At 56.9% G+C, this 25,922-nt stretch carries 32 protein-coding genes and 1 tRNA gene; 12 read left to right on the forward strand and 21 right to left on the reverse strand.

Annotation, left to right across the window (positions count from 1 at the left end; all coding sequences use genetic code 11):
* Positions 1–48: 48 nt before the first annotated feature.
* The 4 genes from AC5I5B_RS02075 to AC5I5B_RS02090 all read right to left on the reverse strand — a co-directional run bounded on the left by AC5I5B_RS02075 (position 49) and on the right by AC5I5B_RS02090 (position 4,860).
* Complete coding sequence (locus tag AC5I5B_RS02075) at positions 49–759, reverse strand: hypothetical protein (protein WP_495752271.1); 711 nt, start codon at positions 757–759, stop codon at positions 49–51.
* Between the two features lie 87 nt (positions 760–846).
* Positions 847–2,808 carry a portal protein gene (locus tag AC5I5B_RS02080; protein WP_495752272.1) on the reverse strand — a complete coding sequence of 654 codons (1,962 nt, stop codon included), beginning with the start codon at positions 2,806–2,808 and terminating at the stop codon, positions 847–849.
* On the reverse strand, positions 2,808–4,304 hold the full coding sequence (locus AC5I5B_RS02085; RefSeq protein ID WP_495752273.1) for a terminase: 1,497 nt from the start codon (positions 4,302–4,304) through the stop codon (positions 2,808–2,810). The genes AC5I5B_RS02080 and AC5I5B_RS02085 overlap by 1 nt, the downstream gene beginning before the upstream one ends.
* Positions 4,285–4,860 carry a terminase small subunit-like protein gene (locus AC5I5B_RS02090; RefSeq protein ID WP_495752274.1) on the reverse strand — a complete coding sequence of 192 codons (576 nt, stop codon included), beginning with the start codon at positions 4,858–4,860 and terminating at the stop codon, positions 4,285–4,287. Before AC5I5B_RS02090 ends, AC5I5B_RS02085 begins: the two co-directional genes overlap by 20 nt.
* A gap of 93 nt (positions 4,861–4,953) precedes the next feature.
* Between AC5I5B_RS02090 and AC5I5B_RS02095 the strand changes: the two genes are divergently transcribed.
* The 3 genes from AC5I5B_RS02095 (at position 4,954) to AC5I5B_RS02105 (ending at position 6,661) form a co-directional block, all read left to right on the forward strand.
* Positions 4,954–5,133 carry a hypothetical protein gene (locus AC5I5B_RS02095; protein ID WP_495752275.1) on the forward strand — a complete coding sequence of 60 codons (180 nt, stop codon included), beginning with the start codon at positions 4,954–4,956 and terminating at the stop codon, positions 5,131–5,133.
* A complete protein-coding gene (locus AC5I5B_RS02100) occupies positions 5,130–5,648 on the forward strand; it encodes a YfbU family protein (RefSeq protein ID WP_495752276.1) in 519 nt (172 codons plus the stop codon). Before AC5I5B_RS02095 ends, AC5I5B_RS02100 begins: the two co-directional genes overlap by 4 nt.
* 173 nt (positions 5,649–5,821) lie before the next feature.
* Entirely contained in the window at positions 5,822–6,661 is an 840-nt protein-coding gene (locus tag AC5I5B_RS02105) for a S1 family peptidase (RefSeq protein WP_495752277.1), read from the forward strand.
* Positions 6,662–6,896: 235 nt separating this feature from the next.
* On the opposite strand, the gene AC5I5B_RS02110 is transcribed toward AC5I5B_RS02105, so the two are convergent.
* From AC5I5B_RS02110 to AC5I5B_RS02130, 5 genes are all read right to left on the reverse strand, one after another.
* A complete protein-coding gene (locus AC5I5B_RS02110) occupies positions 6,897–7,568 on the reverse strand; it encodes a transcription termination/antitermination NusG family protein (protein WP_495752278.1) in 672 nt (223 codons plus the stop codon).
* The gene (locus tag AC5I5B_RS02115) at positions 7,565–8,341 is read right to left on the reverse strand and encodes a hypothetical protein (protein WP_243015503.1); all 777 of its coding nucleotides are present in this window, start codon (positions 8,339–8,341) and stop codon (positions 7,565–7,567) included. Before AC5I5B_RS02115 ends, AC5I5B_RS02110 begins: the two co-directional genes overlap by 4 nt.
* Positions 8,342–8,632: 291 nt before the next feature.
* Entirely contained in the window at positions 8,633–9,229 is a 597-nt protein-coding gene (locus AC5I5B_RS02120) for a ribonuclease H family protein (RefSeq protein ID WP_495752378.1), read from the reverse strand.
* Positions 9,229–9,411, reverse strand: coding sequence for a hypothetical protein (locus AC5I5B_RS02125; RefSeq protein WP_495752279.1), 183 nt, complete (start codon positions 9,409–9,411; stop codon positions 9,229–9,231). The genes AC5I5B_RS02120 and AC5I5B_RS02125 overlap by 1 nt, the downstream gene beginning before the upstream one ends.
* Positions 9,408–10,229: a hypothetical protein gene (locus AC5I5B_RS02130; RefSeq protein ID WP_495752280.1), complete on the reverse strand. Its 822-nt coding sequence runs from the start codon at positions 10,227–10,229 to the stop codon at positions 9,408–9,410. The genes AC5I5B_RS02125 and AC5I5B_RS02130 overlap by 4 nt, the downstream gene beginning before the upstream one ends.
* 17 nt (positions 10,230–10,246) lie before the next feature.
* On the opposite strand from AC5I5B_RS02130, the gene AC5I5B_RS02135 reads away from it, so the two are divergent.
* Positions 10,247–10,387, forward strand: coding sequence for a hypothetical protein (locus AC5I5B_RS02135; RefSeq protein WP_495752281.1), 141 nt, complete (start codon positions 10,247–10,249; stop codon positions 10,385–10,387).
* Between the two features lie 2 nt (positions 10,388–10,389).
* On the opposite strand, the gene AC5I5B_RS02140 is transcribed toward AC5I5B_RS02135, so the two are convergent.
* Positions 10,390–10,833 carry a winged helix domain-containing protein gene (locus tag AC5I5B_RS02140; protein WP_495752282.1) on the reverse strand — a complete coding sequence of 148 codons (444 nt, stop codon included), beginning with the start codon at positions 10,831–10,833 and terminating at the stop codon, positions 10,390–10,392.
* Positions 10,830–11,012 (reverse strand): helix-turn-helix transcriptional regulator, encoded by a 183-nt coding sequence (locus AC5I5B_RS02145; protein ID WP_495752283.1) that lies wholly within the window; start codon positions 11,010–11,012, stop codon positions 10,830–10,832. Before AC5I5B_RS02145 ends, AC5I5B_RS02140 begins: the two co-directional genes overlap by 4 nt.
* Before the next feature lie 174 nt (positions 11,013–11,186).
* Here AC5I5B_RS02145 and AC5I5B_RS02150 point away from each other — a divergent pair, with 174 nt between their 5' ends.
* Entirely contained in the window at positions 11,187–11,693 is a 507-nt protein-coding gene (locus AC5I5B_RS02150; RefSeq protein WP_495752284.1) for a hypothetical protein, read from the forward strand.
* 4 nt (positions 11,694–11,697) lie between these two features.
* Here the strand turns inward: AC5I5B_RS02150 and AC5I5B_RS02155 are convergent, their stop codons facing one another.
* From AC5I5B_RS02155 to AC5I5B_RS02170, 4 genes are all read right to left on the reverse strand, one after another.
* Positions 11,698–12,123, reverse strand: coding sequence for a hypothetical protein (locus tag AC5I5B_RS02155; protein ID WP_495752285.1), 426 nt, complete (start codon positions 12,121–12,123; stop codon positions 11,698–11,700).
* Positions 12,120–12,347: a hypothetical protein gene (locus AC5I5B_RS02160; protein ID WP_495752286.1), complete on the reverse strand. Its 228-nt coding sequence runs from the start codon at positions 12,345–12,347 to the stop codon at positions 12,120–12,122. The genes AC5I5B_RS02155 and AC5I5B_RS02160 overlap by 4 nt, the downstream gene beginning before the upstream one ends.
* Positions 12,344–13,138, reverse strand: a complete 795-nt coding sequence (locus AC5I5B_RS02165) for a hypothetical protein (RefSeq protein WP_495752287.1) — start codon at positions 13,136–13,138, stop codon at positions 12,344–12,346. The genes AC5I5B_RS02160 and AC5I5B_RS02165 overlap by 4 nt, the downstream gene beginning before the upstream one ends.
* 86 nt (positions 13,139–13,224) lie before the next feature.
* Positions 13,225–13,392, reverse strand: a complete 168-nt coding sequence (locus AC5I5B_RS02170; protein WP_495752288.1) for an Arc family DNA-binding protein — start codon at positions 13,390–13,392, stop codon at positions 13,225–13,227.
* A gap of 109 nt (positions 13,393–13,501) precedes the next feature.
* Between AC5I5B_RS02170 and AC5I5B_RS02175 the strand changes: the two genes are divergently transcribed.
* From AC5I5B_RS02175 to AC5I5B_RS02190, 4 genes are all read left to right on the forward strand, one after another.
* Positions 13,502–13,876 carry an Arc family DNA-binding protein gene (locus AC5I5B_RS02175; RefSeq protein WP_495752289.1) on the forward strand — a complete coding sequence of 125 codons (375 nt, stop codon included), beginning with the start codon at positions 13,502–13,504 and terminating at the stop codon, positions 13,874–13,876.
* Positions 13,877–13,896: 20 nt separating this feature from the next.
* Positions 13,897–14,355, forward strand: a complete 459-nt coding sequence (locus AC5I5B_RS02180) for a thermonuclease family protein (RefSeq protein WP_495752290.1) — start codon at positions 13,897–13,899, stop codon at positions 14,353–14,355.
* Between the two features lie 7 nt (positions 14,356–14,362).
* A complete protein-coding gene (locus AC5I5B_RS02185) occupies positions 14,363–14,980 on the forward strand; it encodes a hypothetical protein (RefSeq protein WP_495752291.1) in 618 nt (205 codons plus the stop codon).
* A gap of 68 nt (positions 14,981–15,048) precedes the next feature.
* Complete coding sequence (locus AC5I5B_RS02190) at positions 15,049–15,246, forward strand: helix-turn-helix domain-containing protein (RefSeq protein WP_495752292.1); 198 nt, start codon at positions 15,049–15,051, stop codon at positions 15,244–15,246.
* Between the two features lie 100 nt (positions 15,247–15,346).
* Here AC5I5B_RS02190 and AC5I5B_RS02195 read toward each other — a convergent pair.
* Positions 15,347–15,422 (reverse strand) — tRNA-Thr (locus tag AC5I5B_RS02195).
* A 212-nt stretch (positions 15,423–15,634) separates the two neighbouring features.
* Here AC5I5B_RS02195 and AC5I5B_RS02200 point away from each other — a divergent pair.
* Positions 15,635–17,374: a GGDEF domain-containing protein gene (locus AC5I5B_RS02200; protein WP_003507597.1), complete on the forward strand. Its 1,740-nt coding sequence runs from the start codon at positions 15,635–15,637 to the stop codon at positions 17,372–17,374.
* 31 nt (positions 17,375–17,405) lie between these two features.
* Here the strand turns inward: AC5I5B_RS02200 and AC5I5B_RS02205 are convergent, their stop codons facing one another.
* From AC5I5B_RS02205 to AC5I5B_RS02225, 5 genes are all read right to left on the reverse strand, one after another.
* Positions 17,406–18,515 (reverse strand): endonuclease/exonuclease/phosphatase family protein, encoded by a 1,110-nt coding sequence (locus AC5I5B_RS02205; protein ID WP_111834752.1) that lies wholly within the window; start codon positions 18,513–18,515, stop codon positions 17,406–17,408.
* A 267-nt stretch (positions 18,516–18,782) separates the two neighbouring features.
* The gene (locus AC5I5B_RS02210) at positions 18,783–19,808 is read right to left on the reverse strand and encodes an ATP-binding cassette domain-containing protein (RefSeq protein WP_111834751.1); all 1,026 of its coding nucleotides are present in this window, start codon (positions 19,806–19,808) and stop codon (positions 18,783–18,785) included.
* Positions 19,796–21,490, reverse strand: a complete 1,695-nt coding sequence (locus AC5I5B_RS02215; protein WP_111834750.1) for an ABC transporter permease — start codon at positions 21,488–21,490, stop codon at positions 19,796–19,798. The genes AC5I5B_RS02210 and AC5I5B_RS02215 overlap by 13 nt, the downstream gene beginning before the upstream one ends.
* A 9-nt stretch (positions 21,491–21,499) precedes the next feature.
* Positions 21,500–22,483, reverse strand: a complete 984-nt coding sequence (locus tag AC5I5B_RS02220) for an ABC transporter substrate-binding protein (RefSeq protein ID WP_060723369.1) — start codon at positions 22,481–22,483, stop codon at positions 21,500–21,502.
* Between the two features lie 328 nt (positions 22,484–22,811).
* Complete coding sequence (locus AC5I5B_RS02225) at positions 22,812–24,056, reverse strand: aminotransferase-like domain-containing protein (RefSeq protein ID WP_111834749.1); 1,245 nt, start codon at positions 24,054–24,056, stop codon at positions 22,812–22,814.
* Between the two features lie 273 nt (positions 24,057–24,329).
* Between AC5I5B_RS02225 and AC5I5B_RS02230 the strand changes: the two genes are divergently transcribed.
* Positions 24,330–24,782: an RbsD/FucU family protein gene (locus tag AC5I5B_RS02230; RefSeq protein ID WP_060726384.1), complete on the forward strand. Its 453-nt coding sequence runs from the start codon at positions 24,330–24,332 to the stop codon at positions 24,780–24,782.
* Positions 24,783–24,889: 107 nt separating this feature from the next.
* A complete protein-coding gene (locus AC5I5B_RS02235; protein ID WP_111793087.1) occupies positions 24,890–25,921 on the forward strand; it encodes an endonuclease/exonuclease/phosphatase family protein in 1,032 nt (343 codons plus the stop codon).
* The last annotated feature ends 1 nt before the right edge of the window (position 25,922 follow it).

The raw sequence follows: 25,922 nt of genomic DNA on the forward strand, positions 1-25,922 counted from the left end.
TAAGCCCGAGAAAATTCTACTTTTGAAGCCCGTTATTCGGCGGGGGGATTACCGCTGCTGCTGGGCGGCCTGCATTTCCTGAAGACGGCGCTGGAAGTAAGCTTCAGGATCATCGCCTACTTCGGCCATGGCCTTCTGCTTCTTGTGCCACTTCATCAGGGCGTCATACGGGTGCTGAGATTGAAGCATCTCGGCAATGACGCGCTGACCTTCAGGTGTCGCCGCAACCTGTTCGATTGCCTGCTTGGCTTCATTGACAGCATCTGCGCCATAAGCAGTGGTGGCCATGTTCTCGGAAACGAATTCCCGCATGTCCATCATTTGCTGTTGTACCGGCGTCAGTTGGTGACGAATGTAGCCGTCAGGGTCTTCGAAAATTTCAGGTGGTGCGACTGGCTGGGCTTGCTGCGTGGCCTGCTGCGGATTGGAAAGACTTGCGATCCTGTCTTCCAGTTCCTTCAGCTTCTTTTCATAGCGCTCTTCGGTCTCCTTGCGCTTGCCGCGCTCGGCGTCGAGTGCCTGAATGGGAACGTGCCCCGGCTGCTGGGCGGCGGCGTTATCAGCCTGACCCTGTGCCGTTGCCTGTTCCTTGCCAGCGAAACGGCCTTGACCATCTCGCTGCTGCCCCTGTTCCGTCGTCTGTCCCGAGGGAGCGGCGGCGGCTGTGGCAGCATTTGCAGCGTTGTTGTCTGTCTGGGAATCCGAAGACGCAGAAGCGCCCCGGCCCGACATGATGTCGTCCAGCGATTGCTCAGTCACAGTTTGTTCCTCGTTCGTGAAGATTACGATTGCCCGTAAAACCCGGCACCGGTTCGTTGCCCGTTCAGGTCGGCACCACCATGCAGATTAACGGCCTGCGACCGGCTGCCCGTTTGCCCCGGCACCGGGTATGAATGACCATGGAACCGGGCCAAGCCCTGCCAGGGTCGTTTCAAGGCGGGTCTGATCAGTCTCCGCCATGATCTTCTGCGTGCTGGCCTCCGTATTTCGGATTTCGGCACCCGCTTTTGCGAAATCGATCTCGGATACTCCAGAGCCGCCGTCAGAGGGCGTCATCGTCTGTCGAGCATCTGCCATCGCTTTTTCCGCTTGTGCGTTTCTCAGCTTGGCTGTGGCCTGCTGTGTGGCCACTTCAGCCTCCGCTCCGGCTATCGCCATCGGATTCGGCGGCTGTTGCTCAGCATCGCCAATCGCCTTGAGCAATTCGCCCTTGGATCGAAGGTTCGGCGCCGCGGCAATAACCGCCTTGAACGGAATTTCGCCCTTGGTGTCCATCCGCTTCAGGTCAACGATCAGGCTAAACTGCTCGTCCATCAGCGCACCGACGGCCGGCGCATCGTCAAGGATGATATCGATGTCCACTTCAGCCAGCTTGCCTTGCATCATCGAAACGTTTGCGCCTTCTGGTACCGCACCAGGCGGCATTGACAGCGGGTTGGTATTCAGGCCAACCCACCGAAGATTGCGCATGTCGTCGGTGACCCGAATCCAGCGCTCACCAGTCCAGAACTGACGAATGCGGTTCCACATCTTGCGGTATGCATCCATGTCCATCTGACGCAGTGCATCGGTGAGCAAGCCCATCTGCGTTTGACCGCCTTGCTGCTGGGCGATGATGGCACGGCCCGACTGTTGGCCTGCCTGCTTCCCTTGCATTGCCGCGTTCGGCCCCATGACCTCAAAGACCGCCATCGCCTGCTCAAGCAACTGCATGTGTCCTTGCGACTGGTCATTGGTCGGGATGATACCGAAGTCTTCACCAAACTTGGCAGGACCAGTCAGCGTGATGTGGCCGTCACCCTTCTGAAGCTGCCTTTTGTTTTCCTTCACATTCGAATTGTAGGCGTCGTTGCCGAACGTCTGACGCGACGTATCAAGGTGCAGCTTCTTCGACCGGCGCTTGTTGATCTCGTCCTGAGGATCGACCAGATCGCGGATTGGCCCGTAACGGCCATTGTCGCGATCGGTATACGACGAGCGCCAGGCATAGGGATGTTCTCGCTCACCATCCTCGTCCAGCCACGGCGACGGCCCATCGCGAAGAATGCCGCCCTTGGTGAACTCGGCATAGCTCCACTGGCCATCCTGGCCGATGAAATACATCTGAATGACGCGGATACGCTTGCGGCGCGCGCTGTGCACCCATGAGAACTTCGGCTTGTCGTCGTATGTCTCGCCCGTCGTCGCAATCGACACAGTTTCATCGAAAACAGCGGCCGCGCCGTCACCGTACCGCCTTACAGCCTCTTCCCGATCCATCCAGATGATGAGCCCAAGATAGCTGGCGTCCGAAAAGTCGTCTTCCGAGCTATGCGGATCCCAGAACATGCGATCCCACGCACAGCGCGTAAGCTTCACATCATAATCAGGCTGCGACATCGCCGTTGACGACAGCAGCGACGAGCGCTTCATGCGCACCGTGATCTCGACACCACCCCAGCCGGCCTTGAGCATATCTCCCCATACCAGCGACTTGATGTCCGAGTATCCCTGATCGTCGCAGACATAGCGCAGCGAGTCCGTAACGGCCTGCGAATCTTGCTCGTGCATCGGCGTGCGCGGCAATGCCCGCGGCTGTGTGCGCTGCTGCCGCTCCAGCCCCTGCAGGTAATCGATCTTGTTGCGGATCAGGTTGAAAGACACTACCGGCTGGCCACGCTTGCGAAGGATTTCGGCTTCGCGCTCGGTCCACTGCCGATTGTTGTAATAGTCGATGTACTTTTCCGCGCCCTTCCTCGACTTGTCAGACCCGTCTTCGGCGTCCGTGAACATGTCGATGAGCCATCCATGAAACTGAATGTCTTCCATCAGGCTACTTTCCAATCTGGGGAATCGTCATCGTCTTCCGGCTCTTCGAACCAGTCGCGCTGCGCATTGTCGTCTTTCTTTGTGTCCTTGATGACCACATATGGCCGTGACATGCAGGCATAGCGTGCCTCGTCAGCGATATGGTCTTCACTGGTCGTGTCCAGATCTTCGGCCCTGTTCGGGTCGTGCTGGAGCAACGGCACGGTTCGAATGAAGTCCTTGCACGTCGAAAACACGTAGAGGCCCGGTCTGTCGCCATCGCCCTTCATTCGCCCGCGCATCTGGTCCCAGCCGCCCATCGCTCCATGTGCTGGCACGCGCTTATTGTCAGCCGGTCTGAAAACCACCTTGAAATCTGTCGCGCGGGAAAGGCGCTCATAGATAGATGGTCCGCCATCTTCTCCGAACACGGCAGGATCGAGAACCCCGTAAGCAATAGGCTCTGTTGGCGGCTTGATCATCTTCTGAGCGTCGTTGAACTCGGCGCCCTCTCGGGTCGCAATGCCGATACCCACCTCCTCGGCGGTTAGCTTCAGGCCAACGTTCGCTTCGCCTTCCTTGCATCCGTACCATTCCCGGTAGCGAATGATTGATCCACGAGGAAGAACCCCGTTTTCAGTCCGGTAATCATCGCTCACTATCGCCCACCAGCCGACCGAGAACGGATGCGCCGAGCCCCAGTCCATCGAACGGAACCGCGTCCAGTCCTGCGGGATAGCGAACGGCCGGATGACATGCTTAGAGCTATTCCAGCAGTCGAAGAACGCGCCTTCGACAGCGTTCCAATCACCTGACAGCCAAGCTTTCACAAGCTGCTCTGAGCCAACCAGATACAAGTTGTTGATATACTCCGGGTCGTTCTCCAGCAGCAGCTTGTTATCCTGCACCCGCGACGGGATGTAGACGTAACGGTGTGTTTTTCCATTCGGCAGCAGCCGGGACAGCGGAACCATGCCCTGCGGTGCCTGATCGATGTAACGCTGTTTAATCCAGTGCTGCCCAGCGCCGCCGGGGTTGCCCGTGAGGATAAGCTGCGTTGGCACGCCTCGTGCCGATCGAAGCACGCCAAACAGGCGATCAATCGGCTTGCTGTCCGGATAAAGACCAGCCTCTTCTATGCACGCGTCCGAGACGTTCTGACCCTGATATTTGTCGGCGTCCTGTACTCGCTCCAGCGGCCGAAAACGAAGGCGGCCACCACCCGGAAATGTCCATGTCTTCTTCTGATCGTTCCAGCCGGCGCCAATCTTGCCATATATCTCTTTGCTGCGGTCAATCGCGTCATCGAGCATCGGCAGTTCACGCCGGCAGAACAGCGCATTAAAGGCTGACCCGTAAATCGCGGCCTTGATGGCATACTTGCCGAGAACGCCGTCAGTCTTGCCGCCACCGCGCGCGCCGCCGAAGAATATCTCACGGTACGGGCAATCAACCAGCGCGCTCTGTGGGCCTTCCTGCGGCGACCACGCAACGCGTCTAAGCTGGATTTGCCCCATGTTGCTTCTGCCACTCTTCTTCGGTCATTGGCTTGGCATTGACGACGAAATCGACCGTCGCGGTTAGACCAACGTCAAGCTTGTCGCCATAAATCTTCGGCCTGAGTTTCCCGGCCATCCACTTGCGGGCATCGATCCGCAATTGCGACCTGCGCAGCGCCTCGCCGTTCTCCTGCCAGCCAATGCTTTCACCATCGGCGTTCCGCTTCTCCATCCAGTCGTTCCGCCCGTCGTCGGCAATATCAATGATATCGTCAAAGAGGGCGTCAGCTTGAACCTCGCGCGCGTGCGCGTATTGCTGCGAGAATGCTTCATTGTCACGCAGCCACTTAAAGACCGTGGACATGGAAGGCATTGCTTCGTCGTCGCAGATAGAGCGAACGCTTTCCCCAAGCGCTATACGCTCACAGATGGCGTCTCCTATCTCTTCGGTAAATTTTGTGGTTCCTGCCATAAAGTTTCGAAGCCTTCGTGAGTGAATTCCGGTTTGTCTTGCTTTGCGCCCCATATGCCGGGAGGTGAGCCCGTCGAGCGGACAGCGCATGGTTTTCTGCAAATCGGGGCCACCTGCGGATTGATGTGTGCGCCCTTTGCGAATCTTTGCCGTCGTGGTTTTATTCTATCTCCTCTACAACTCTAGGAGAGAGCCATGGGCATTGAGCGCCCCACCGCAGAGCAGTTAGATAGTGTGCTAGACCTCATCCACGACATTGCGGCCGAAGCTGCGGGTGAAGATGGCATCCCACCAAAAGTAGATGAAGCGCTCGACAGAATTATCTCCCTGTCTCGCTACAAATTCGATGTCACCAACGAGAAGGCAAAACGATGAAACTGTCTGATGGCGAAAAGCTTATTCTACTGGCATTGGCGGATCAAAAGGACGGCAAGCAGGAGATTGACCTCGACTTTATCCGATCCGCTATATTCAACGGTCACTCATGGGCTCTTTCGTGGGAGTATCCTGGAATAGCCACTGAAGAGACTGACGAGGCTATTGTAAAAGAAACAGCCGATATCCTCTCAATGTGGTCATACATCGAGCACAGCGTAAAGAAGCTGCCCGCAGCCGATCAAACCAAGTTGGCAGCGAATGTGTATCCATATGATCTCACGTTCTCAGGATTCGATGCTAACCACGACAAACATCATAGTGTGGCATCATTCCTGATAAACAACATGGATCGCTTTTCAGAATTCAAGGGCCGGTCTTTGAACTCTCACTCCCAGACTAGCCTTCCTTCTTATCGGAAAATGCTCCCAGCATATGACGCAGAGATGCACAAGGTTGGGTTCGGAGGGCGGTCCCTGTCAGCTGAGAGTATCGAGAAGATAGTTAAAGGATGACAAGGTATGGCGTGCGATTGGCGCCCTGTCCCGCTCTTGCTCGGTGGTGGCCGTGGGGTGGGGAAAGCGGCGATGCGATAACCCAGAACCTTGGAGTATTCCGCGATGCTCGGAGACTGTTGCCGAATCCGTCACCTCGTGATTGTTTCCAGTCGTAGTTTTTTGAGGGCGCGATGCAGTTAACTCCAGCGGAACAGCTTCTGTATTCAACGATTAAACTTACAAGCTCCGCGAATGGGGCGGCCACGTCCACGGGCACCGGTTTTTTTATGAGATTTCATCTCGATGAAGATTACGAAACAGTTGCAATATTAACAAACAAACATGTTTTAGAGGACGCAACCGCGGTTACCGCAGTCTGCCACATTGCCGAAGATGATGCTCCCTCAGGTAAATTTGTCTCGTGTACCATTCCAGTCGATGAGCATTACGTGATTTATCACCCTTCTCCCGACATAGATTTGTGCGCAGTATTGTTCACATCCATGGTGCTTGAGGCCCGTGAGGCCGGCACGCCTCTTTTTTTTGCGCCGCTTGAATTAGACCTCATCCCGCGGGGAGACCAATGGCAATATTTTGACGCGATCGAGACCGTGACGATGATTGGCTGCCCAAGGGGAATATCGGATGAGGCTAACAACCTCCCAATAGTGCGTCGAGGCATCACAGCATCCGCGTTGTCTAAGTGCTACAACGGCAAGCCGGAGTTTATGGTTGATATGGCATGTTTCCCCGGATCTTCCGGGTCTCCAGTATTCATTTTCGATAGGGACGGATATCTCGACCGTGAAAAAAACGTCTATTCGATGGGAAAAGAAAGGCTTCTGCTTGTAGGGGTTCTATACTCAGGTCCTCTCGTATCGAACGACGGGGAATTGATCCTCGGACAGGTGCCACGAGTAGCAGTTCAAACAATGATGCACTTGGGTAACGCGCTGCGATCCAGCGCCATCTTCGGCATCCGAGACGTCATGAATCAGCGCGTGGCTGCGTTGCTCCATAAAGAGCGATGAAGAATCCAGTTTGGCTGGCCATAACCAGCTAAAGAGAGCATCCGGCCCTCGTTAGGCAAAACATAGAAACAAAGGTAGCCGTAGTTATGAGCCGCGGCTGAACGGATGCCATCTCTACTTTTCAAGCATAAAGAGAATTTTGGATGCATTTTTCCTTAGGCGCGGAATCGGACCTTCCCGCACTGGGCCGTCGAATTGATCATCTTCCGAAGAAGGTCCGACTGCAACACCCAAATCACGCTGCTGAAGTTAATGGATTTGCTGGATTTTTGCAAGATTCCGCCTCGACCTTATCCAGATTTTCCAGTTCTTCCAAAATTGAGGCGCAACGCTCTTTCGCCTTTGGCGTCAAACTGTTCATCGCAGCGGCGGCCATCATCCTGATAGGAACCTTCTTGCGGCGGCCTTTCGGGAAGATCGATCCAAGCTGCCGGCCGAGAATTGCCCTGCGTTCTTTCCGGACATCGGCTTCCCCGTTCCTTCTCATTGTTACATGGAGTTCTTTCGCCTCCAGATCGGCGAGATACAATTCCAGCATCTTTGCATCAGAAAACGAGGCAAGACCATAACGTCCGCCCCCACGCAGAAAATAACTGATCGACTTCATCTCGCGAGCCAGAGCAAAACGCTCCTCTTCGATCTTTACAAAAGCGTATCCCAAAAATAGGGGGAAACGTTTCTCGATGAGCTTGTTTGTTCGCTGATGGCGAACCACCGTCCAAAACGACGGCATGAACACCGAAATACCCGATTCCCGGCACTCGCGTTCGAGAAGGGTCTCTCCGATCCGCTCCCCCGGAGCAGTCCTCAAACCTTTTGCCATGCGTTGAGCGCCGGGCGCAACGCGAACCGCATACCAAGTTTCTAAATTGTTTTGCGGCCTGGACTGCGGAGCGCTTGTACTCAATTGATCACCTCCAGCAAGCCTAAAGCGTCAATCTCGTCCCTTGTCGGTAGATGCGCAATAAGGTCTTTTGGGAAGATGACCGACCAGTTGTATCGACCAGCATAACTCTCAGCAAATGTTTCGATCCGTTCCCCGTCTATCTTGAAGGTCAGGCTAGAGAATGGAGAAGCACCGGTCGCACGCCACTGTTCCAATGCCCTTAAATTCCGAGCGGCGAAGAAATCCGCAGAGTTCGCTATCAGATCCCGAAGGGCCGGAAGTTCCCTTAACCTTCTGATCGCCGAGCTACCCCTCTTAACGATTTCTCTAGATGCCTCCCCCTCGCCGTCTGAAATACTCCAACTTGGCAGTGCACGGCGGACGTCGGTCCGGACGCGCAGCAGTTTCGCGGCCGCCGTCTCAGGCTCGAAATCGCTTGAAAAAAACTCCATGCCCAACACCTTGTGAGACTGAGCGCGAACATCTCTGGACGTTGAAATGAGCATCCCTTTAGCAACTAGGTCATTATACAGAAACGACGCGAAGCCCGGCGCTTGAATGTCGATGATATTCCTCAACTCGGTAAGCTTACGCGCCTTCCCGTATATCCGGTTGACGATAGCATCGATCTCTGTCGCTCTTGACTGCAGCTTGGGCCAAAGTGCGATTATCTCGGCACACTTTGCCTCGATCCTAAAAATCCTCTCCGCTTCGACATAGTTGTCGCCGAGGTAGTGCTTCGCGCATCTATGACCGATAAATCGCGTAGCTCTGTCGTCAGGGAAATACGCCATTCGGCCCGTCCCAAATTTGGGAGCAGTAGGTGAACACAAGGGACACGGAACCCTTGCTCCTCCGGGCCGCATGGCAGTCGGAACCCGTATCTCATCTGATAGAAGGATAACGTTAGCGGATCGATTGGGTTTGCTCGTGGACACACCCTCAAAATCCTCGGGTACGCCGGTCTCGGAAATAAACTGCCGCCACCTATCAATGTATTCCGTAGTCGGTCTCTCATCGAATATTGGGAAGGAATGCAACGCCGAATCATTCATGAATAATGCTCCGATCTTACTCGCGAACGATTATACATCATATTCGAAAATACTTCTGCGTTCGCGTACCGTTCTCCCCAAAATACTGTTGTCCAGCGACCGGTCTATTGCCTCCTGTCTCCCTTGTTCCGCCAGCTGATCAGCGCGCGCGTTTCCTGCAACGCCGCAATGGCCCTTCACCCACCGGATTGAAATGTTGCCGGCTGCGGTGGAAAGCGCCTCGTCAATCGCCTTCCAGAGTTCCACGTTCATCACGACGCGGTTTTTCGGCTCGGCGTTCTCACCAGCCCGAAACCAGCCTTTGGCCTTCCATCCTGGCATCCATTCGTTGCAGCCTTTGACGCAATACTGGCTATCGCTCCAGATTGTCACCGCAGGATTGCCGGCCAGCGCCTTGGCTTTCTCGATTGCGTTCAGAAGCCCGACAAGTTCCATCTGGTTGTTAGTGGTTTCGGGATCGCCGCCACGGCCAGTGGCAATCTCTGCCCCGTCCTCGTAGATCACAACGCCCCACCCGCCTGCGCCAGGGTTTGGAATTGCCGCGCCGTCGCCAAAAATATGAATGCCAGCCGCAAAACGCGACGGGCTGAAATCCTTCCGGTGCTTGCCTGTTCCAGGTTTTACCATCACGCTACGCTCCGCTCTCTCTTGAACGTTGGCGTGATCAACTGTCCCTCAATCTGCGGAGGCATGCGCCCGTCAAGCATATCCCGAACAAGGGCTTCAACCTTCCGCTCAAAGCGCCAACGGCTATCAATCACGGTGGATGGCCGATTTTCGGCCCACACAAACAAGTCGAGTTGCGTCATGCTGCGACCTCCTGCCGAGGACCAAGGATGTTATTCGCCATGCGTGGGGTTAGGACGCCGCCGCTCAACATGCTTTTCAGCCGCTTCCGCAGTATCAACGGTACGTCCCGGCCATCGCAGATTGCGTCCATCATCGATTCCGCCTCTGCATCATCCGCAGGGATCGGCAGCGGGGTGTTTTCTTCGTCGCTTTTCAGCCCATAAGAGGACGGTTTGAACGAAGAAGAGGGCCTATAAAGGTTATCTCTCTCTTCATAGCTATAAGACTCTGCGTAATTATCTACGTAATTACCCTCAATTTCTGAGGGGCTGTCCCCGCAATTTCTGAGGGTCTCAGAGCCTTTCAGTACCTCACTTTTTGAGGGGGACATGTGGCCCTCATTTTCTGAGGGGGACACATTGAGGTTGCGACGTTTGAGCCTGAACTTCTCTTTCTTCTCTGCGTCGAGACGACGGAGAGTTTCGCGCATAATCGTCTTATGATCGAGAACGATATTTTCACGGGCGTTGACGATTCTGTAGCGCGTGGCGCCGTCGCTTGTTTTTCCCGCCTCAACGAAGTAGCCAAGCTCTTCAATCTTGCGGCGTTTCTGGATGATCGTATTTTCCGCAAGGCCGGTGTCTACCTGAAGGTCAATAAGCGAGCGATATGGGGTATCGCTCGGCGCGCTCATGAAATCGAGATAGGAGCGCACAATCTGAAGGCATGAGCCATCAGCTAGAGGATCGGAACTAACCGTGTTCTCAAGGGTAAACTTCCACGTAGCAAAGCTGCTTTCGTTTTTTTTCTCTGCTGGCTTGCTCTTTTTTGCCTTCAACCGAATGCCCTCCGGTTTTGACGATACTGCGCCGCCAGCGTGCAAGCCTGCGCAGCCTCAACAGCCGTGATCCCGAACTTCTGCCGCAACAGGTGGATTACCTGCTGCGGCGGCTCTTTCTGCTCGCTAAGCCACATGGCGGCGCGCTCTATCGGTGAGGTCAAGCTGCCGCCCTCCCCGCTTCTGCGACGATTGAGACATTGCTTCTGTTGAAATAACGAGCATGATGACCGGGGAAGTCACCGCTGTGTGCCTCGTACTGGGTTTCAATGGCGAACCCATAACCGCGAAGCTTGAAAATGTAGTGCGATGTTCTGGGCCCAATGTTGTCGAGCGAAGAAATGCCGGCAGCGCCAGCTGCTATGAGGCGTTCCATAGTCCACCGCTCGCGTCCGCGGAGTGTGACCGGAAAACCTACCGGCTCATTATTATCATCCAGAATCTGGACTCGAATTGTCTGCTGTGCTTTACCTGAAGCTGTCATCAGCGTTCCTCGCTGTTGATGTTGGGGATGGGCGCGGGAAACCGCGATTTCACTTCCGGCGGCGGGGGTTTGGTCGCCAAACTGTGACCCCTGCTGCCTTCCTTGTTCGAGGGTCTTCATGCGACCCCCTTTGCTTGCTGTTTTTCCCAGGCTTCCACTTCTTCGCGCTTGAAAAGCCTGCGCCGGTTGATCACGATCGGTTGCGGAAACCTGAGGCTTTCTTTTCGAAGCCAGCGCCACAACGTCATGTCAGTAACCTGATATCTCTCCTTGATTTGAGAGGCTGTCATGTACTCCATTACCCGAAGCTCCTTCCAAGGGGTGAAGTCCTAAAACTGAGCCAACATAGCATGTTAGAACAAATAAAAGAACAAATGGGGGCCGTTACCCACTCACGATTTCCCAGCTTTCCCCAAGAAATACAAAAAAACATGGGGAAAAACTCATAGCTAAGAAAAAGGATTATTTTCCTTATGCCTCGCGACAATAAGTCAAACCGATTCCAGTTGATGGTGACGGACGCGGAAGCCGACGCAATCGAGCAGTGGGCGGCCGAAATCGGCCTTTCTTCAAAGGCTGAAGCGATCCGCCGGCTGGTCAACATCGGCCTGAATGCTTCGGCGCAAAAAGACCACATCGAAGAGCAAAGCCATCGGCTGCTCAACTTACGGCGCCGCGCGGCGCGGGAGATTGCGGGATACAAGGCGAGAATAGACGCCCTCCCCGAGCCCGACAGGCTCGCGATGCAAACCAGAGCATTCAAGGTGTTGGCCGAACTGATGGCTGATATCTCTGCCGCGTCGTCGGATCTCGCGACGAGAGCCGCACGGGCTGTTGCCCAAGTCACGGTATCGAGGCGCGCTGCCGAGCTACAGGAGACATTGAGCGCACTCGAAGAGACCGACGCGGATAACCTGGAGGAAATCCGCGCACGGCTTGCGGGTATCAAGGCTTTGTCAGACAGGGAGCCGCCGCGGTGAAACATCATGCGGCCGCCGTCGTTCTGGCGATTTGCAAGAAGATGGCGTGAACTGTGCTTTCATCTTCATAGAAATAGCACTTGCAATCATCCAGCCGCTCATGAACCCATCGCGTGAGCGTCAGAACGTCATTGAAGCCCGAAAGATGGTAGGCAAATATTGCTGCCTCCATGCGCTCGACAACGGTCTTTGAATCTTCGCACCGCTGCTTTTGCGCAAGAAACTCGTCCGTTGGCTGCCCCGCCATACAAAGGCCAGACGGGTCAAGATCATAGAGTATACCCCATACGGCGCTGTCAGCCTCATAAGCCAGGGTGTGAAGCTCGATGAGGCGTGAGAGCGTTACATGGTCGGCCGTATCAGCAAACGCTGTGACGGTCGGCGTTGAGGCGGCAATGACCGCGGCCTTGATGAAGGTACGGCGGTTCATACGCGTATCCTTTCCATCGCAGCTTTAATGTCTTCGAGGCGATCAACGACTTGGCCCGCTAAAGCTTCGAGGGCGGCGCGCTGCTGTTCGTCCGTCACACGGCCAATCGCCATCTCAAGCGCAAGGGAAAGGCTCGCTGCGTTGCAAAGATGGTCGTAAGCACGAAGCAGTTCGGCTTTTCCGTGATTGGTGGAGGGAGCCCCCGTAGGATGTTGTGAGGTCATGCTGCCGCTCCTTCCAGATAGGTTAGGACAGCGGCGATCATGCTTTTCACGCTCGGTTCAGTGTAATAGTCTTCGCTTTCCTTTTGGGCGAACTTCAGAGCCGCGATAGCTCCCTCACGAGAAGTGCAGGGCTGCCTCCAATTATCAAGCTCATCCATCGCTGCGCCGTAAGTGGATTGGCAGACAGCATTTTCGCCGCCCAGATCCGGCCATACTTCCTCTGGGATTGCCCGAAACGCCACGATGCCAGCGTAATACTGGTTGATGACGCTGATAATCGGATCGGCTTCATCTCCTCGCTCGTCGCGGGAAATAGTGCGAAACCAAAAGCCCCGGATATCGCCAGTTGGATAAACCATCGCCATGAACTGGCCGTTGACCCAATGCGAGAGAGCTTCGGAAAGCTCGCGTGCCAGGCGCTCGACACGGTCAACGGGCAGTTCTTTTTCCTGATCTTCCAGAAAACTCAGCGCGGCGCGCGTCATCGAGGTAAGGCTGTCGGAGCAAGAGAACGCATCGCCTTCTTCAAGCGCGTGCTGAAGGGCGGCAATTGCACCTTCTCTTGTCCTGCAAGGCGTGTCCCAATCATTGAGAACCCGCATGGGCGGCCCATAGGTCTTTTCGATAACCGCCTCTTCGCCGCCGTGCTTATGGTGATCCCAGCTCGGGATAGCTTCGAAAGCTTTGGTACCGACACGGTACGCCTGAACGGCCGCCAACACGGGGTCCGTCTCGTTGCTCGATGCTGTTGAAACTGCGGGCGCAGTTGTGCTATTCCCTTGATTGCTCATTGGGGCAAATCCTTTTGTGTCGTGATGTTGATGGCAGCGGGTTACCGGGATCGGGTCGCCAAACTTTCTCCCTTGATCCGCTGTCGTTATTTACCGGCCGTAGCCGGAATTTCCTCTGTCACCCTGTCCATCCGCTCCCTGATGCTGCGAACAACTTCGCTGTTCATTGAGCTTCCGTATTTTTCAGACTGACTTTCCAAGAAGCCTTTCACGTCCTGCGGAAGGCGGCAGAGTAACTTTGCGTCTTCTTTCATCTTAACCTCTCCGTTAAGGTTAATATCGCTTCGATATCATTCGTTGTCAACTGGCTATATCGGTTCGATATCATTTCTTTTATATCGGAACGATAGTAAGGATTTGGATATGGCTATGCAGACGAAAAAACCTAACGATGAACTAGACAAGTTCCTCCTGCGCATGCCCGACGGGCTGCGCGAACGGATCAAGACGGCAGCTGAGCGGAACAACAGATCGATGAACTCTGAGATCATCGATTCACTTGAAAAGCTTTATCCGGCCCCAACCATCAACATTGACGAGCTTGCGCGGTTTTTGGCGTCAATCAACGGCTTCGGAACGACCGAAGAGGATGACAAATACCTAGAAACCATCAACGACTATCTCGCTAAAAGCCCCCACCCCTTCACTATGAACGCGTCCTGGGATGGAGTAATATCTTTTTACCCGTACGCTTCTCCGGCCGAGAAAGACGAGGGGAAAGAGCCAGACGAGCAGTGACACGTCAGTCTGGGAAATATATGCCGATCCGAAGTTTGCTGACGCTCGGCGTCATTGCCGGAGCTCTTGCAGCTATAACCGGTCTCCCGGCGGCAGCGAGAAACGGAATTGTTTGCGCCTCGCTGATCGTGATCGACGGCGACACTGTCAAATGCGACGGCCAGAACATGCGTCTGCTGGGCGGCGGGGTGCCGTTCAAGTCTGGCGTGGATACTCCCGAGATGGGGAGCCGCGCAAAATGCGAGTTTGAGCGGGATCTTGCGCTAAAGGCGAAAGCCAGACTGAAAGAACTACTGTTGGACGGCGTGCCTCGCATCGAGGACAGCGGCGCGAGGGACCGGACGCAAAGTCGCCGGCCACTTGTGAATATCTATCTCCCTGACGGGCGGGAAGTTGGGCAGGTTCTCATATCTGAAGGCCTCGCGAAGCCATGGCATCCTAAACGACGAATTGATTGGTGCGACGGTTCTGCTGTATGACACAGGCATGAGCGCAAAACGGGACGTCCGAGTTCGCGTCTATCAGACGACAGACGGAAGCAATCTCAATTTTCTTCTGGACTATCCGCTCGAAAATTTTGGCACTTGTCCGAATGTGGGCGATACTTTGGCCCTCAAATTTCTGGATCAAGAGCTCTTTTCAGTAAGCCGGCGCTACTACGTCAACGATGAAGGATGGGCTGTTATCGTTCGGTCAGTCGAGCCTTCCGCGCAATCGGACGCAGTTCTGCGTGCGTGGCAAGAGGACAACGAAGTTGACGCAGAAATAGATGCTGCCGAGCAAGAGCGTGTTCACGAACGTATTCAGTTGCTCATTGGCAGGCCGCCTGCCGACATTGCTCTCAATTACAGAGAAGAAACTGTGATCAAAAAGCTTGCCCGGAAACCCGCTGGCACTAAATTTCGGTGCGATACCATCAAAGGCTTTGGAGAGGGAACGCGAAACAAGCTTGTCCAACGCGGTCTTATCGGGGTGACGCCGACCGAAAGCGGGAGGTTCAAGGACGATGAGATTTTCTTAACGGAAAAGGGCGCGAAAGCGTGGAGGGACCTCGTTGATTATCGCAAAAGGGTCGAAGCAGCAAAGGCCACAGGCTTGCGTTAGCTCGGTTTGCATTGAGAGGCTGTTAGTGCAATCTCTAACGCTCATGGATGGCTGGTTCGGAGGCTGTGATGACTAATGAGGGACCCGGGAGAGTACTGACACCCGCGAAATTAGCCGACCGCTGGCAGTGCTCTGAGCGGCACGTTCGCAACATGATCAAGAGAGGCGAATTGCCCGCGTTCAAGCTTGGTGACAAGCTCATTCGCATCAAGATATCTGATGTTGAGGAATACGAACGGAGTGGTGGGAGCGCCGAGAAGCCGTAACAACGAGTGACCCTAACGGCCAAAACCATTACCCGTTACCCGGAGCGTTACCCCAGGACATAGTCGACAACCGATCTTTTCGATAAATGATTGATTTTACTGGTGCCCCCGACAAGGTTCGAACTCGTGACCCCCTGATTACAAATCAGGTGCTCTACCAACTGAGCTACAAGGGCAAGCCAGTGCCTTGCCAACTATCAGATTCTGACTTGGTGTAAAGCAAAAACTGTCGGCAGGCCGTCAGTCGGTTGCTTTTCCACACCGCGACGGCCCGCTTGTCCGCATGATCACTATTAAAGCAGAAGGCCCATAAAATAAGCGAAGTATTTACGCGGCGGAGATAGAATGGCCATGAACCATAACCATTCCAGCGAGAATAACGCATCAGATGCGCGCGAGCATACAGAAAATCCAGCTGACAGGCACGATCATCATTGCCGTAAGCTCCATCCTGCTGGCTACCCTTGCCGCGCTGCCCAGCGTCTCCAACTATCTGCGTTACCGGACGAATGCGCAGCAGCTTGGCCGCTTTGAAACCGCGCTCCAGTCCGCCTGGCTGGTTTCGGCAGAGCGCGGTCCTGCCAACAATCTGATGGCGTCGTCTGCCGTGGACGCAAGCCTGGTCGAAGCCCTCGCCGCGGCGCGCAAGGCGACGGACGACAAGTTATCCCAGGTCGAGACCTCCTTCGCCGAGGAAATTAAAGCGCAACCCGGCTTGGCGAAATCGCTTGCCGAAACCCGCCAGAAGCTGGCGGATTCGCGAGAGGCGGTGGACGACGTTGCTGCCCTTTCGCCTGAAGCACGCAGCTACAGCGCCATGGCCAACGCCATTCAGTCGATGTTCAAGGCGGCGGACAGTGTCAACCTGCTTCGCGGCAGGGCTGCGCGCGCCATCATAACAAAGACGCCTGACGTGGCGATCGACATCGCCATGACCGGCACCGCCGGCGTGATGCGCGACAGGATCGGCCGCCTCGGTTCCTATGTCATCATGAGCATGCAGGCAAACCGGCAGGACAGGTTAAGCTATCGCGCAAAGTTCGACACCGAGATGCAAAGCCTGATGCTGGTGAAGTCATCATTGTGGAACTATACGGCCGCCTATCTCTCGACCCCGCGTCTGGACACCGCATTTCGTGAGTTTGAGGCCTATTATTTCGGTCAGGCGCTTCGCTATGCGCAGAATACGATTGCCATCGTCGTGCCGTCTGCGCGCCCAAGCGTGCGTGAGTTTTCCGAAAGCTACATTCAGGGCATGCGGTCGTCGGACAAGCTGCGTGACCTCATTCTTGCCGAAACCCGGGCGAGAATCGAAAAGAAGAAGCAGGAAGCGCTCATCTATGGCGCAGCGTCTCTGTTAATCGCCTTCATTGCGGTTCTGGTCCTGCTTCGCCTCACATCGGTCTACAAGACAGCGCTGTTCCAGCCCATGCAGTCCGTCCGGACGCAGATCGCCGCGATAGCGGCAGGCGATCTTTCCGAGGCACACTATAAGGATGGCGTCGCTCCGGAAGTGAAGAAGATGTTCCAGGAACTTGATTTCCTGCGCGAACAGCTTCGCCAGAAAGGAGAAATGGAGGACCAGCAGCGAGCGCTGGCCGAGCAGCTGCGCAAGCTCTCCGAAACCGACGCCCTGACGGGCGTCTTCAATCGCCGCGCACTGGAAAAGGCCGTTCGCACCATCCTCAGCGGCAACGAGCAATGTCCGGCGCTGGGCGTGATGATTGTCGATATCGACCACTTCAAGTCGATCAACGACCGATACGGCCACGCCATGGGCGACCTCGCGCTGCAGAAAACGGCGAGCCTTTTGAAGGGCGCATTGCGCAAGGACGACATTCTTGCCCGATATGGCGGTGAGGAATTCGTCGTTGTGCTGCAGGATGTCAGCCACGCCACGGCGACGGCCACCGCCGACCGCCTTCGCCGCCTGATCGAGGCCCAGATCATCGATGAGCAGAGCGGCCTGTCCCTGACGGCAAGTTTCGGCGTGGTCTGGCAGGAAGCACGTGCGATCAACAGCTGGGACGAGTTGATCGCCATTGCCGACGACCGGCTTTACGAGGCCAAGCGCGCGGGCCGCAACCGGGTCTGGGCAACCTATTTCCCCAAGGTCGCGAACGGCTGAGCGACATTGCCGGCGGCAGGTTTCGCCTCGCCTAGATCAGATCCAGCGTCATGACCACGGGGCAATGATCGGAAGCCTTCGGACGATCCCAACCGGTGCGCGGATAACGTTCGACCTCCTGCCCCGGCGGGAATACCGTCCGGAAAGGCTGTCCATTGCGAATGATTTCGGGCACATGCGTGGCGTTCGTCTCCGCCAGACGCGGCGAAAGCCAGATATAGTCGAGCTGGCACAGATGCTGCTCCTGAGGGCCGCGGGAATGATAAAGCGTCCAGCGGTCCATGACGTCACGGCGCATCATCGGATTGACCACGAAATCATCGGCCGTAAAAACATCAAGCGCGCTGCGCTCCTCCTCGATCGGCGCAAAGCTGTAGCCGCTGCGCCGGTCGCCGGAAATCGCAATACGCTCCTGATAGTCGTTCATATCACCGCAGATCGCGAAGTTCTTGTTGCGGCTATTGCCGACACACCAACGGTTTTCAATGATGCGGCGAACGGCCATGGCCTCCGCCTCGCGGATCGGCATGGTGGCAAGCCGCGCATCGACCGGATCGCGGGAATTGGTCATGGATTTGAAATGCGTGACGTAGAGCGTCAGCGGTTTGCCGCCGATCCTCAAATCGATTTCCAGACAATCCCGTTTGAAAATCTTGTCATCGATCTGGTTTGTGGCGGCCAGCGCAGGATTGAAGAGATCGAGATTGCGATAGGTCAGCGCCGCATGGCTCTTGATATCGACCACCTCGATCTTGTCGCCGTCCCGCGTTTCCTCGCGCATGACGACGGCGACATCGATACCGCGACTATCATTACCCTCGACCAGATATTTCTGCAGGTAGCCATTACCGACCATGCGGTAGAGATAGCCATATTCGAAGGCCTGCAGCGCAGCCATGTTGTCGACTTCCTGCAGACAGAGAATGTCGGCATCCGCATCGGCGATGGCGAGCGCCGAAAGCTGCCGCGTATCGTCGGTGGACGAGACCATCCGCGCGCTTTCCAGCGCCTGATAGGTTGCCTCATCCCTGATATCGAAAAGCTGGATCGCCCTGTCGCGCCGCGTCTGGTTGCGAAAGCCGGTGAAATCGAAACGGGTGAGGAGATTTTCGATATTGAAGGTGGCAAGTCGAAGCGACATGAATCAATCCTATTGCTGCGGGGAAACCTTAGCCGGTGTCGCACCGCATCGCCAGTAGCCTGAAACACATCGCGTTTGACCAGATTGGCCCACAGAGGTGCCGTCAGGACTCCGTGCGCCAGTACATCATCCATCCTCATCCCTGTGCTTGTCACAGGAATCCGGCCGATGCGCGTCCGCGCGGCGGGGAGAGTCCTTTCAGCCCAAAGACTTGGGCTGGCTGGATCCCTGTGACAAGCACAGGGATGAGGAGACGTCATTTTCAGGCTAAAGCCGCCACGCTGCACGAATGGCGACCGGCAACCGATCACCGATCGCAACCGCTTCCCGTGAATAGGCCCTGATCGCCTGCCCGTCCGGCAGATCGAGACGCAGGGCATAACGCTCGCCCTCGTAAAGAACCGAGGTGACGGTGCAGGTAATCCCCTCAGAATCCCGCACCACATCCTGCGGCCGCACCAGAATATCCATCTGCGACGCTGCTCCGCTCTCCATCGTCGCACGAAGCCCCGGCCAGTCGAGATCCCGCGAAGGGCCTTCCCGCAAGGGCACCGTCAGGATCGCCCCCTGCCCCACCAGAGAACCGACAAGCCTGCCCTCCGGCCGAGCATAAAGCTCCGCCGGCGGCGCGACCTGCAGCAGCTTGCCATGCGACATGACCGCGACATCAGTTGCGAGCGCCATGGCTTCGGCCTGGTCATGGGTGACATAGATCATCGTCGCGCCGGAGCGTGCGTGAAACTCGCGGAAGGTCTCCTCCATCTCCTGCCGCAGATGGCGGTCGAGATTGGCGAGCGGTTCGTCAAGCAGCACCACATCGGGCTCGGTGACGAGGCAGCGGGCGAGCGCCACACGCTGCCGCTGCCCGCCGGACAATTCGGCGGGGCGGCGATCGGCAAAGCTTTCGAGGCGAACGGCGGCCAGCGCCTGTCGCACCTTCTCGCGATATTTCTCCCCCGAAATGCCGCGCACCTTCAAGGGATAACCGGCATTGTCGGCGACCGACATATGCGGCCACAGCGCATAGGACTGGAACACCATCGCCATGTTGCGCCGCTCCGGCGGCACCATGCTGCCGGCATCGGCCAGCACCCGCTCGCCGAGCAGGATGGAACCATCAGTCGGCTGTTCGAACCCGGCGATCATGCGCAGCACCGTCGTCTTGCCGCAACCGGAAGGTCCGAGCAGCGCCAGGAAACCGCCATCACGCACCGTCAGCGACACATCGTCAACGGCGGGCTTCGACCCCGCACCAAAACTTTTCGACAGGCGGTTGAGAATCAATTTCGCCACGGGACGACTCCTTTCGGCAGATAGCGCCCCAGAATTTCGAGCAGCAGCATGAGAAAAATCACCATGATGACAACGAGCACCGAAAGCGCCGACGCGAGATCGAAGCTGCCGCTGTCATCGAGGTTGTAGATGAGGACACCGAGCGTCTGTGTGCCAGCCGACCACAGCAGCGCCGAGACCGTCAGTTCATTGCAGGCGATCAGGAAAACGAGAATGACGGAAGCGCCTGCCGCCGGCCCGACCAGCGGCAGGATTATATCCTTGAGCCGCCGCCAGAAACCCGCGCCGGACAGCCGCGCCGCCTCTTCCAGCGATGGATCGAATTGCAGGAAGGCGCTGACCATCGGTTTCAGGCTGACCGCAAAGAAGGAGGAGAAATAGGCGAGCAGGATGATCCAGATCGTGCCGTAGAGCGTCACGCCGAGGAGCGGGATCGGGGCCGCGAAAAGCAGCACGAAGGAAACGGAAATAACCACGCCCGGAAGCGCATAGGGAATATCCACCAGCGCCGAGAGCAGGAACATGAAGCGGCTCTTGCCGCGCACGAGGAAGTAGGCCGTCAGCACCGTCACCGCCAGCAGGCAAAGTGATGTGGCAGTCGCCAGAAACAGCGAATTACGGAAGGCCGTGCGGGTCACGCTCTGCCGGTAAAGCAGTTCCTCATAGGCATGCAGTGTCGCGGTCTTGAGGCTGAGCGGCACGCCATAGGCGGGCGCGAGCGAACTTGCCACCAGTGCCGCAAGCGGCGCCACCAGCATGAAGAACAACACGAGCCACAGGGCAAGCTCCGCCGGCACCCGCCACCGCGCCAGCCCAAAAGTCGCCGCCTTGCCGGAAAGGCCGATGATGCGATAGTCCCTGCCCTTCATCGCCCGTTCCTGCAAAGCAAGCCCGGCCACGGAAATGATGGCGATCATGGTGGAGAGAATGGCGATATCGCCGAAGGTGCTGGTGCCGAAACTGGCGAAACGGCTATAGATCAGCGTCGGCAGGGTAAAGATCGAGGCGGGAATGCCGAGGATCGCCGGAATGCCGAAATTGCCGACATTGGACACGAAGGAAATCGCCGCCCCGGCGATCAATCCCGGTGTCGAAAGCGGCAGGATAATATCGAACAACACACGGCGCGGTGCAGCACCCGAGAGCTTGGCGGCCTCGATACCATCCTGTGGCAAGGCCAGCAGGCCCGCGCGCAGCGACAGATAGACGAGCGGCGCATGCTGCACGCCGAGCAACAGCGCGATGCCGGCAGTGGAATAAAGCGGCTGCGGCGAACCCATTGCCGGCGCAAGGCCGATGGCCTTCAACAGCGTGCTCGACGGGCCGGTCATGCCGATCCACGACAGCGCCGTCACCTGCGGCGGGATCATCATCGGCAGCATGAACAGGAAGCTCAAGATCGACTTGCCGCGTATGTCGCAGAGCGTCAGCGAAAGCGCAAAGGCACCGCCGATGCCAAGCGAAATCAGCATGCCGAAAAACGAGGTGGAAAGCGTGTTCAGCGCCGCATCCCACAGGGCCGGATCGGCCAGAAGTCGCCATATGTCACCATTGAGTGACGAAATGATGCCGGTATAGGCGAGCCGCCCGAGCGGCAGGGCGCTCAGCGCAAAAACAACGCTGACCACAAAAGGAAACAGCCAGCGCGGCTGGCTGCTTCCATAGGCATTGGAACGGGTCATTCCGCTTTATCAGCCCTTAGAGCCGAAGATATCGGAGAAGGTCTTCAGGTCCTGTTCGGAGTTCTTCAACGCATCGGCGGCGTTGAGCGGCAGAACCTTGAGCTTGTCGCGGGCCGGGAAACCTTCCGGCATGCCGGCGTCGGCGCGCGCGGGAATGTAACCGAGCTTGACGAAGCCCTGCTGGCCCTTTTCGGAAAGCACGTAGTCAACGAACTTCTTCGCCGCTTCCTCGTGCTTGGTGCCCTTGATGATCGCGACCGGCTCGGTGACAGCAGAAACGCCCTCTTCCGGGAAGACGAACTCGACCGGCGCGCCCTTGGCCTTTTCGCGGATCGGCATGTAGTCGACGACCACGCCATAGGCCTTTTCGCCCGATGCGACGGACTTCAGGACCGCGCCGTTGCCGCCGCCGGCAATGGCTTCATTGGCCTTCAGCTGCTTGTAATAATCCCAGCCGAGGTCCTTAACGGCGGCGATCGTCTGCGCATGGATCAGCGCGGCACCCGAGGTCAGCGGGCTCGGCATCGTCACGAGACCCTTGGCTTCCGCCTTCGCCAGATCCTTCCAGCTGGTCGGCTTCATCGCGGCAGCGGTATTATACATGATGCCTGTCGTGATGAGCTTGGTGGAATAATAGAAGCCATCCGCATCATAGAGCGAGGCATCGATATTCTTGGCTTCAGGGGACTTGTGAGCCAGAAGCTGGCCGGCCTGCTTCATGCGCTCCAGCGTTACCGTGTCGGCGATCAGCAGCACGTCGGCAACCGGATTGCCGGCATTGATCTCGGCCATCAGCTTGGCCATGATCTTCGGCGTCCCGTCACGCACCCATTCAACTTCGAGACCCGGATTGGCGGCCTTGAAACCATCAACGGTCGCCTGCGCGTCCTCGTTCGGCTGGCTGGTATAAAGCACCAGATCGGCGGCATTGGCGGCTGTGGCGATGAAGCCGAGCGATACGATGGCGGTGAAAGCGGAGAGCAGCGTTTTCATGGGTCCAGTCCCTGTTGTTCGGTGGGACCGCTAAAACATGATTGCATAACATGTATGTGACAGGCAGGATTTTAGAGGTGTAATCCCTAGGGTTCGTCGGGATTGAGAGTAACAATGCTCCTTGGCGCTTGCGGCTTGCCCCCCTCTGCCCTGCCGGGCATCTCCCCCTCAAGGGGGGAGATCGGCAAGACGCTCGCCTGCCACTTCATTCTAAAGCGTTGAGATAGGCGAAACCTTGCCGCAAATCGATCTCCCCCCTTGAGGGGGAGATGCCCGGCAGGGCAGAGGGGGGGTGAAGCCGCAACCTCTGTAACTGCCGGAAAGTCACTCAAATCGCCGGAACCACCTCGCCCGTAGTTGCCTGCGCGGTCGCGATCAACCGCCCAAGCCGCTTCATGCCTTCCTCGATCATCGCCTCGTTAGCGCAGGAGAAGCTGATACGCAGCGTATTCGTGCCGGAACCATCCGCGAAGAAAGCGCGGCCAGGAACGAAGGCGACCTTTTCCGTAGCGATGGACTTTGCCAGCAGTGCGGCCCCATCCATGCCTTCCGGTAGGGTCACCCAGATGAACATGCCACCTTCCGGCTTCGTCCAGCGCGTGCCCTTCGGCATATATTTGTCGAGTGCGGCCAGCATCGCATCACGGCGGGCGCTGTAAGCAGCCTTGATCTTGGCAACCTGTTTGTCGAAGCCGCGCGAGGCGACCCGTTCGATGGCGATCTGGTTGATTGTAGAGGAATGCAGGTCGGCGGCCTGCTTCATCAGCACCAGCTTGCGGATAACAGGCGCAGACGCGACGATGTAGCCGACGCGAAGGCCGGGTGCGAGCGTCTTGGAGAAACTGCCGCAATAGATGGTGCGGGTATTCTCGATGCCGCCCGAGCGGGCGATATCGAGCGCCATGATCGGCGGAACAGCCTCGCCATCGTAACGCAGCGACTGGTAAGCGGCGTCTTCGATGACGGCGATATCAAGCTCGTCGGCCAGCGCCAGAACCTTTTCGCGGCCGGCCAGATCGACGGTTTCCCCGGTCGGATTGGAGAAATCGGCCGAGAGATAAGCGAACTTCACCGCGCCGCCGAGCTTGGCCGCGGTTTCGCGGTATGCCTCGGGCGTGCGGTTGCCGCCGGGGTTCAGCTGGTCGTAATTCGGCTCATAGGCGTTGAAGGCGGAAAGGGCGCCGAGATAGGTCGGCCAGGTGACCAGCGCCGTATCCTTCGGCGACAGGAACAGCTTGCCGAGATAATCGAGACCCTGCTGCGAACCGGAAACGATGAAGACGTTATCGGCAGTGCATTCGATGCCGATCTTGTCCATCTCGCCGGCCAGCCATTCGCGCAGCGGCTTGTAACCTTCGCTCACCGAATATTGCAGCGCTGCATTGACCTGCGCGCCGGAAAAAATTTCCGCGTAAGCCTGCTGGAATTCCTCTGCGGGGAAAAGAGCCGGGTCCGGAATGCCGCCGGCAAAGGAGATGATATCGGGCTGCTCGAGCAGCTTCAGCAGTTCGCGAATTTCAGATGCTTTCATGCGCGAAGAGCGCGTGGCGAAAATTTGTTCCCAATCAAGCATGGGTACGTTTCCTCTTGTGTCGTTTTTATGCGTGCATCTTTACAGAAATGTCGATACGTCAGCAATACTGACTTATCAGTTTTTCGAATTATTTCTGCCTCCCTGCACATTGTCCGCAACCGGCCCCTCTTGAGGCCCGATTTTGCGGACAAAGCCAAATACACCCTTGCGCAAAGCTTCACAATCACACCTTTGCGATTGACGCGACATGGTTTTCCGGCTGGATTGCGCGCGCGCCGCAACGCGGCGAAAGCATCATGGGAGTTTGACGACATGCTGAAAAATATCGACCCGGCGCTGAACGCCGACGTTCTGCACGCGCTGCGCGCCATGGGTCACGGCGATACGCTGGTGATCTCCGACACCAACTTCCCTTCCGATTCGGTTGCCCGCCAGACGACTGTCGGCAAGGTGCTGCATATCGACAATGTCTCTGCAGCCCGTGCCATGAAAGCCATCCTGTCCGTCCTGCCGCTCGACACGCCGCTGCAGCCCTCGGTCGGTCGCATGGAAGTGATGGGCGCGCCCGATCAGCTGGAGCCGGTGCAGGCCGAGGTGCAGAAGGAAATCGACGCGGCGGAAGGAAAATCGGCCCCTATGTACGGCATCGAACGCTTCGCCTTCTACGAAAAAGCCAAACAGGCCTATTGCGTCATCACAACAGGCGAAACCCGGTTCTATGGCTGCTTCCTGCTGACGAAGGGTGTCATTCCGCCGGCCGAATAAGGCCGGGAACGGGAAAATTCGCCAGCCGCCGGCCTTCATGACAATTTCAAGTTGTTGTGGCAAAAACTTCCACTAGGCTTGAAAAACCAACCGGAGGTGTGCGGATCATGACCCAATATGTCCTGGCGTTCTGGAATGTCGAAAACCTGTTTGCGCCGGAGGGCTATCCGGCGCGCGAGCCGTGGATTGCCGAGCGGCTGAAGAACGATCTGAAAGGCTGGACAGAGGACCTGTTCAGGACCAAGGTCAGGCAGCTCGGTCTGATCATAAGTCAGATCGGCGGTGCGGGACCGGATCTGCTCGGTGTGTGCGAAGTCGAGAACCGTTTCGTGCTGGAGACGCTGGCGGAACATCTGAACGACCTCATGCCCGCCCGCGCCTATCGCGTCGTGCACGCCGATTCCAGCAAGGACCAGCGCGGCATCGACACCGCCTTCATCTACGACAGCAAAAAGCTGCTGATCAACGAAAACGAGATTTTCAGCCATTTCGTGATGCGCCGCACCGGCACACGCGACATTACCCAATGCACCTTCATCACCAGGGGCGGCCGCCAGCTTATCGCGCTCTCCAATCACTGGCCGTCGCGCTCGGGCGGCGCGGTGGAAAGCGCCGGTTTTCGCATGACCGCCGGTGAAACGCTGGGTTACTGGCACCAGCGGATCAGGGAAGAGAAAGGCAACGACATCGCCGTCATCGCTTTCGGCGATTTCAACGACGACCCTTCCGATGCATCGCTGCGCTATCACGCCAATTCCACCCGCGAGCGCGACGATGTCGAAAGCTCGCAATCGGCCATGTTCTACAATCTCACCTGGAATTATCTGCGCCAGCCGGTGGTGGATTCCGTCGGCACGGCAAGAACGATCTACGGCACGCTCTATTTTAACGGAGATGCCAATATCTTCGATCAGATCCTCGTCTCCCGATCACTTCTGAGCGGCAGCAGCGGCTTCAAGGTGCACGAGGAAACCGCGAAAATCGAAGCGATTGCCGCCATGGTCAGCCATAGCAAGAACGAGGGACCGATCCGCTTCGGTCTTTCGAAAGGCGATGCGGTCAAAAACGTCAATCTCGGCGGATTTTCCGATCACTTCCCGGTTTCGGTGGTTATCGAGGAAGACGACGCGATCGTGTGAC

The organism is Agrobacterium sp. (assembly GCF_059499945.1).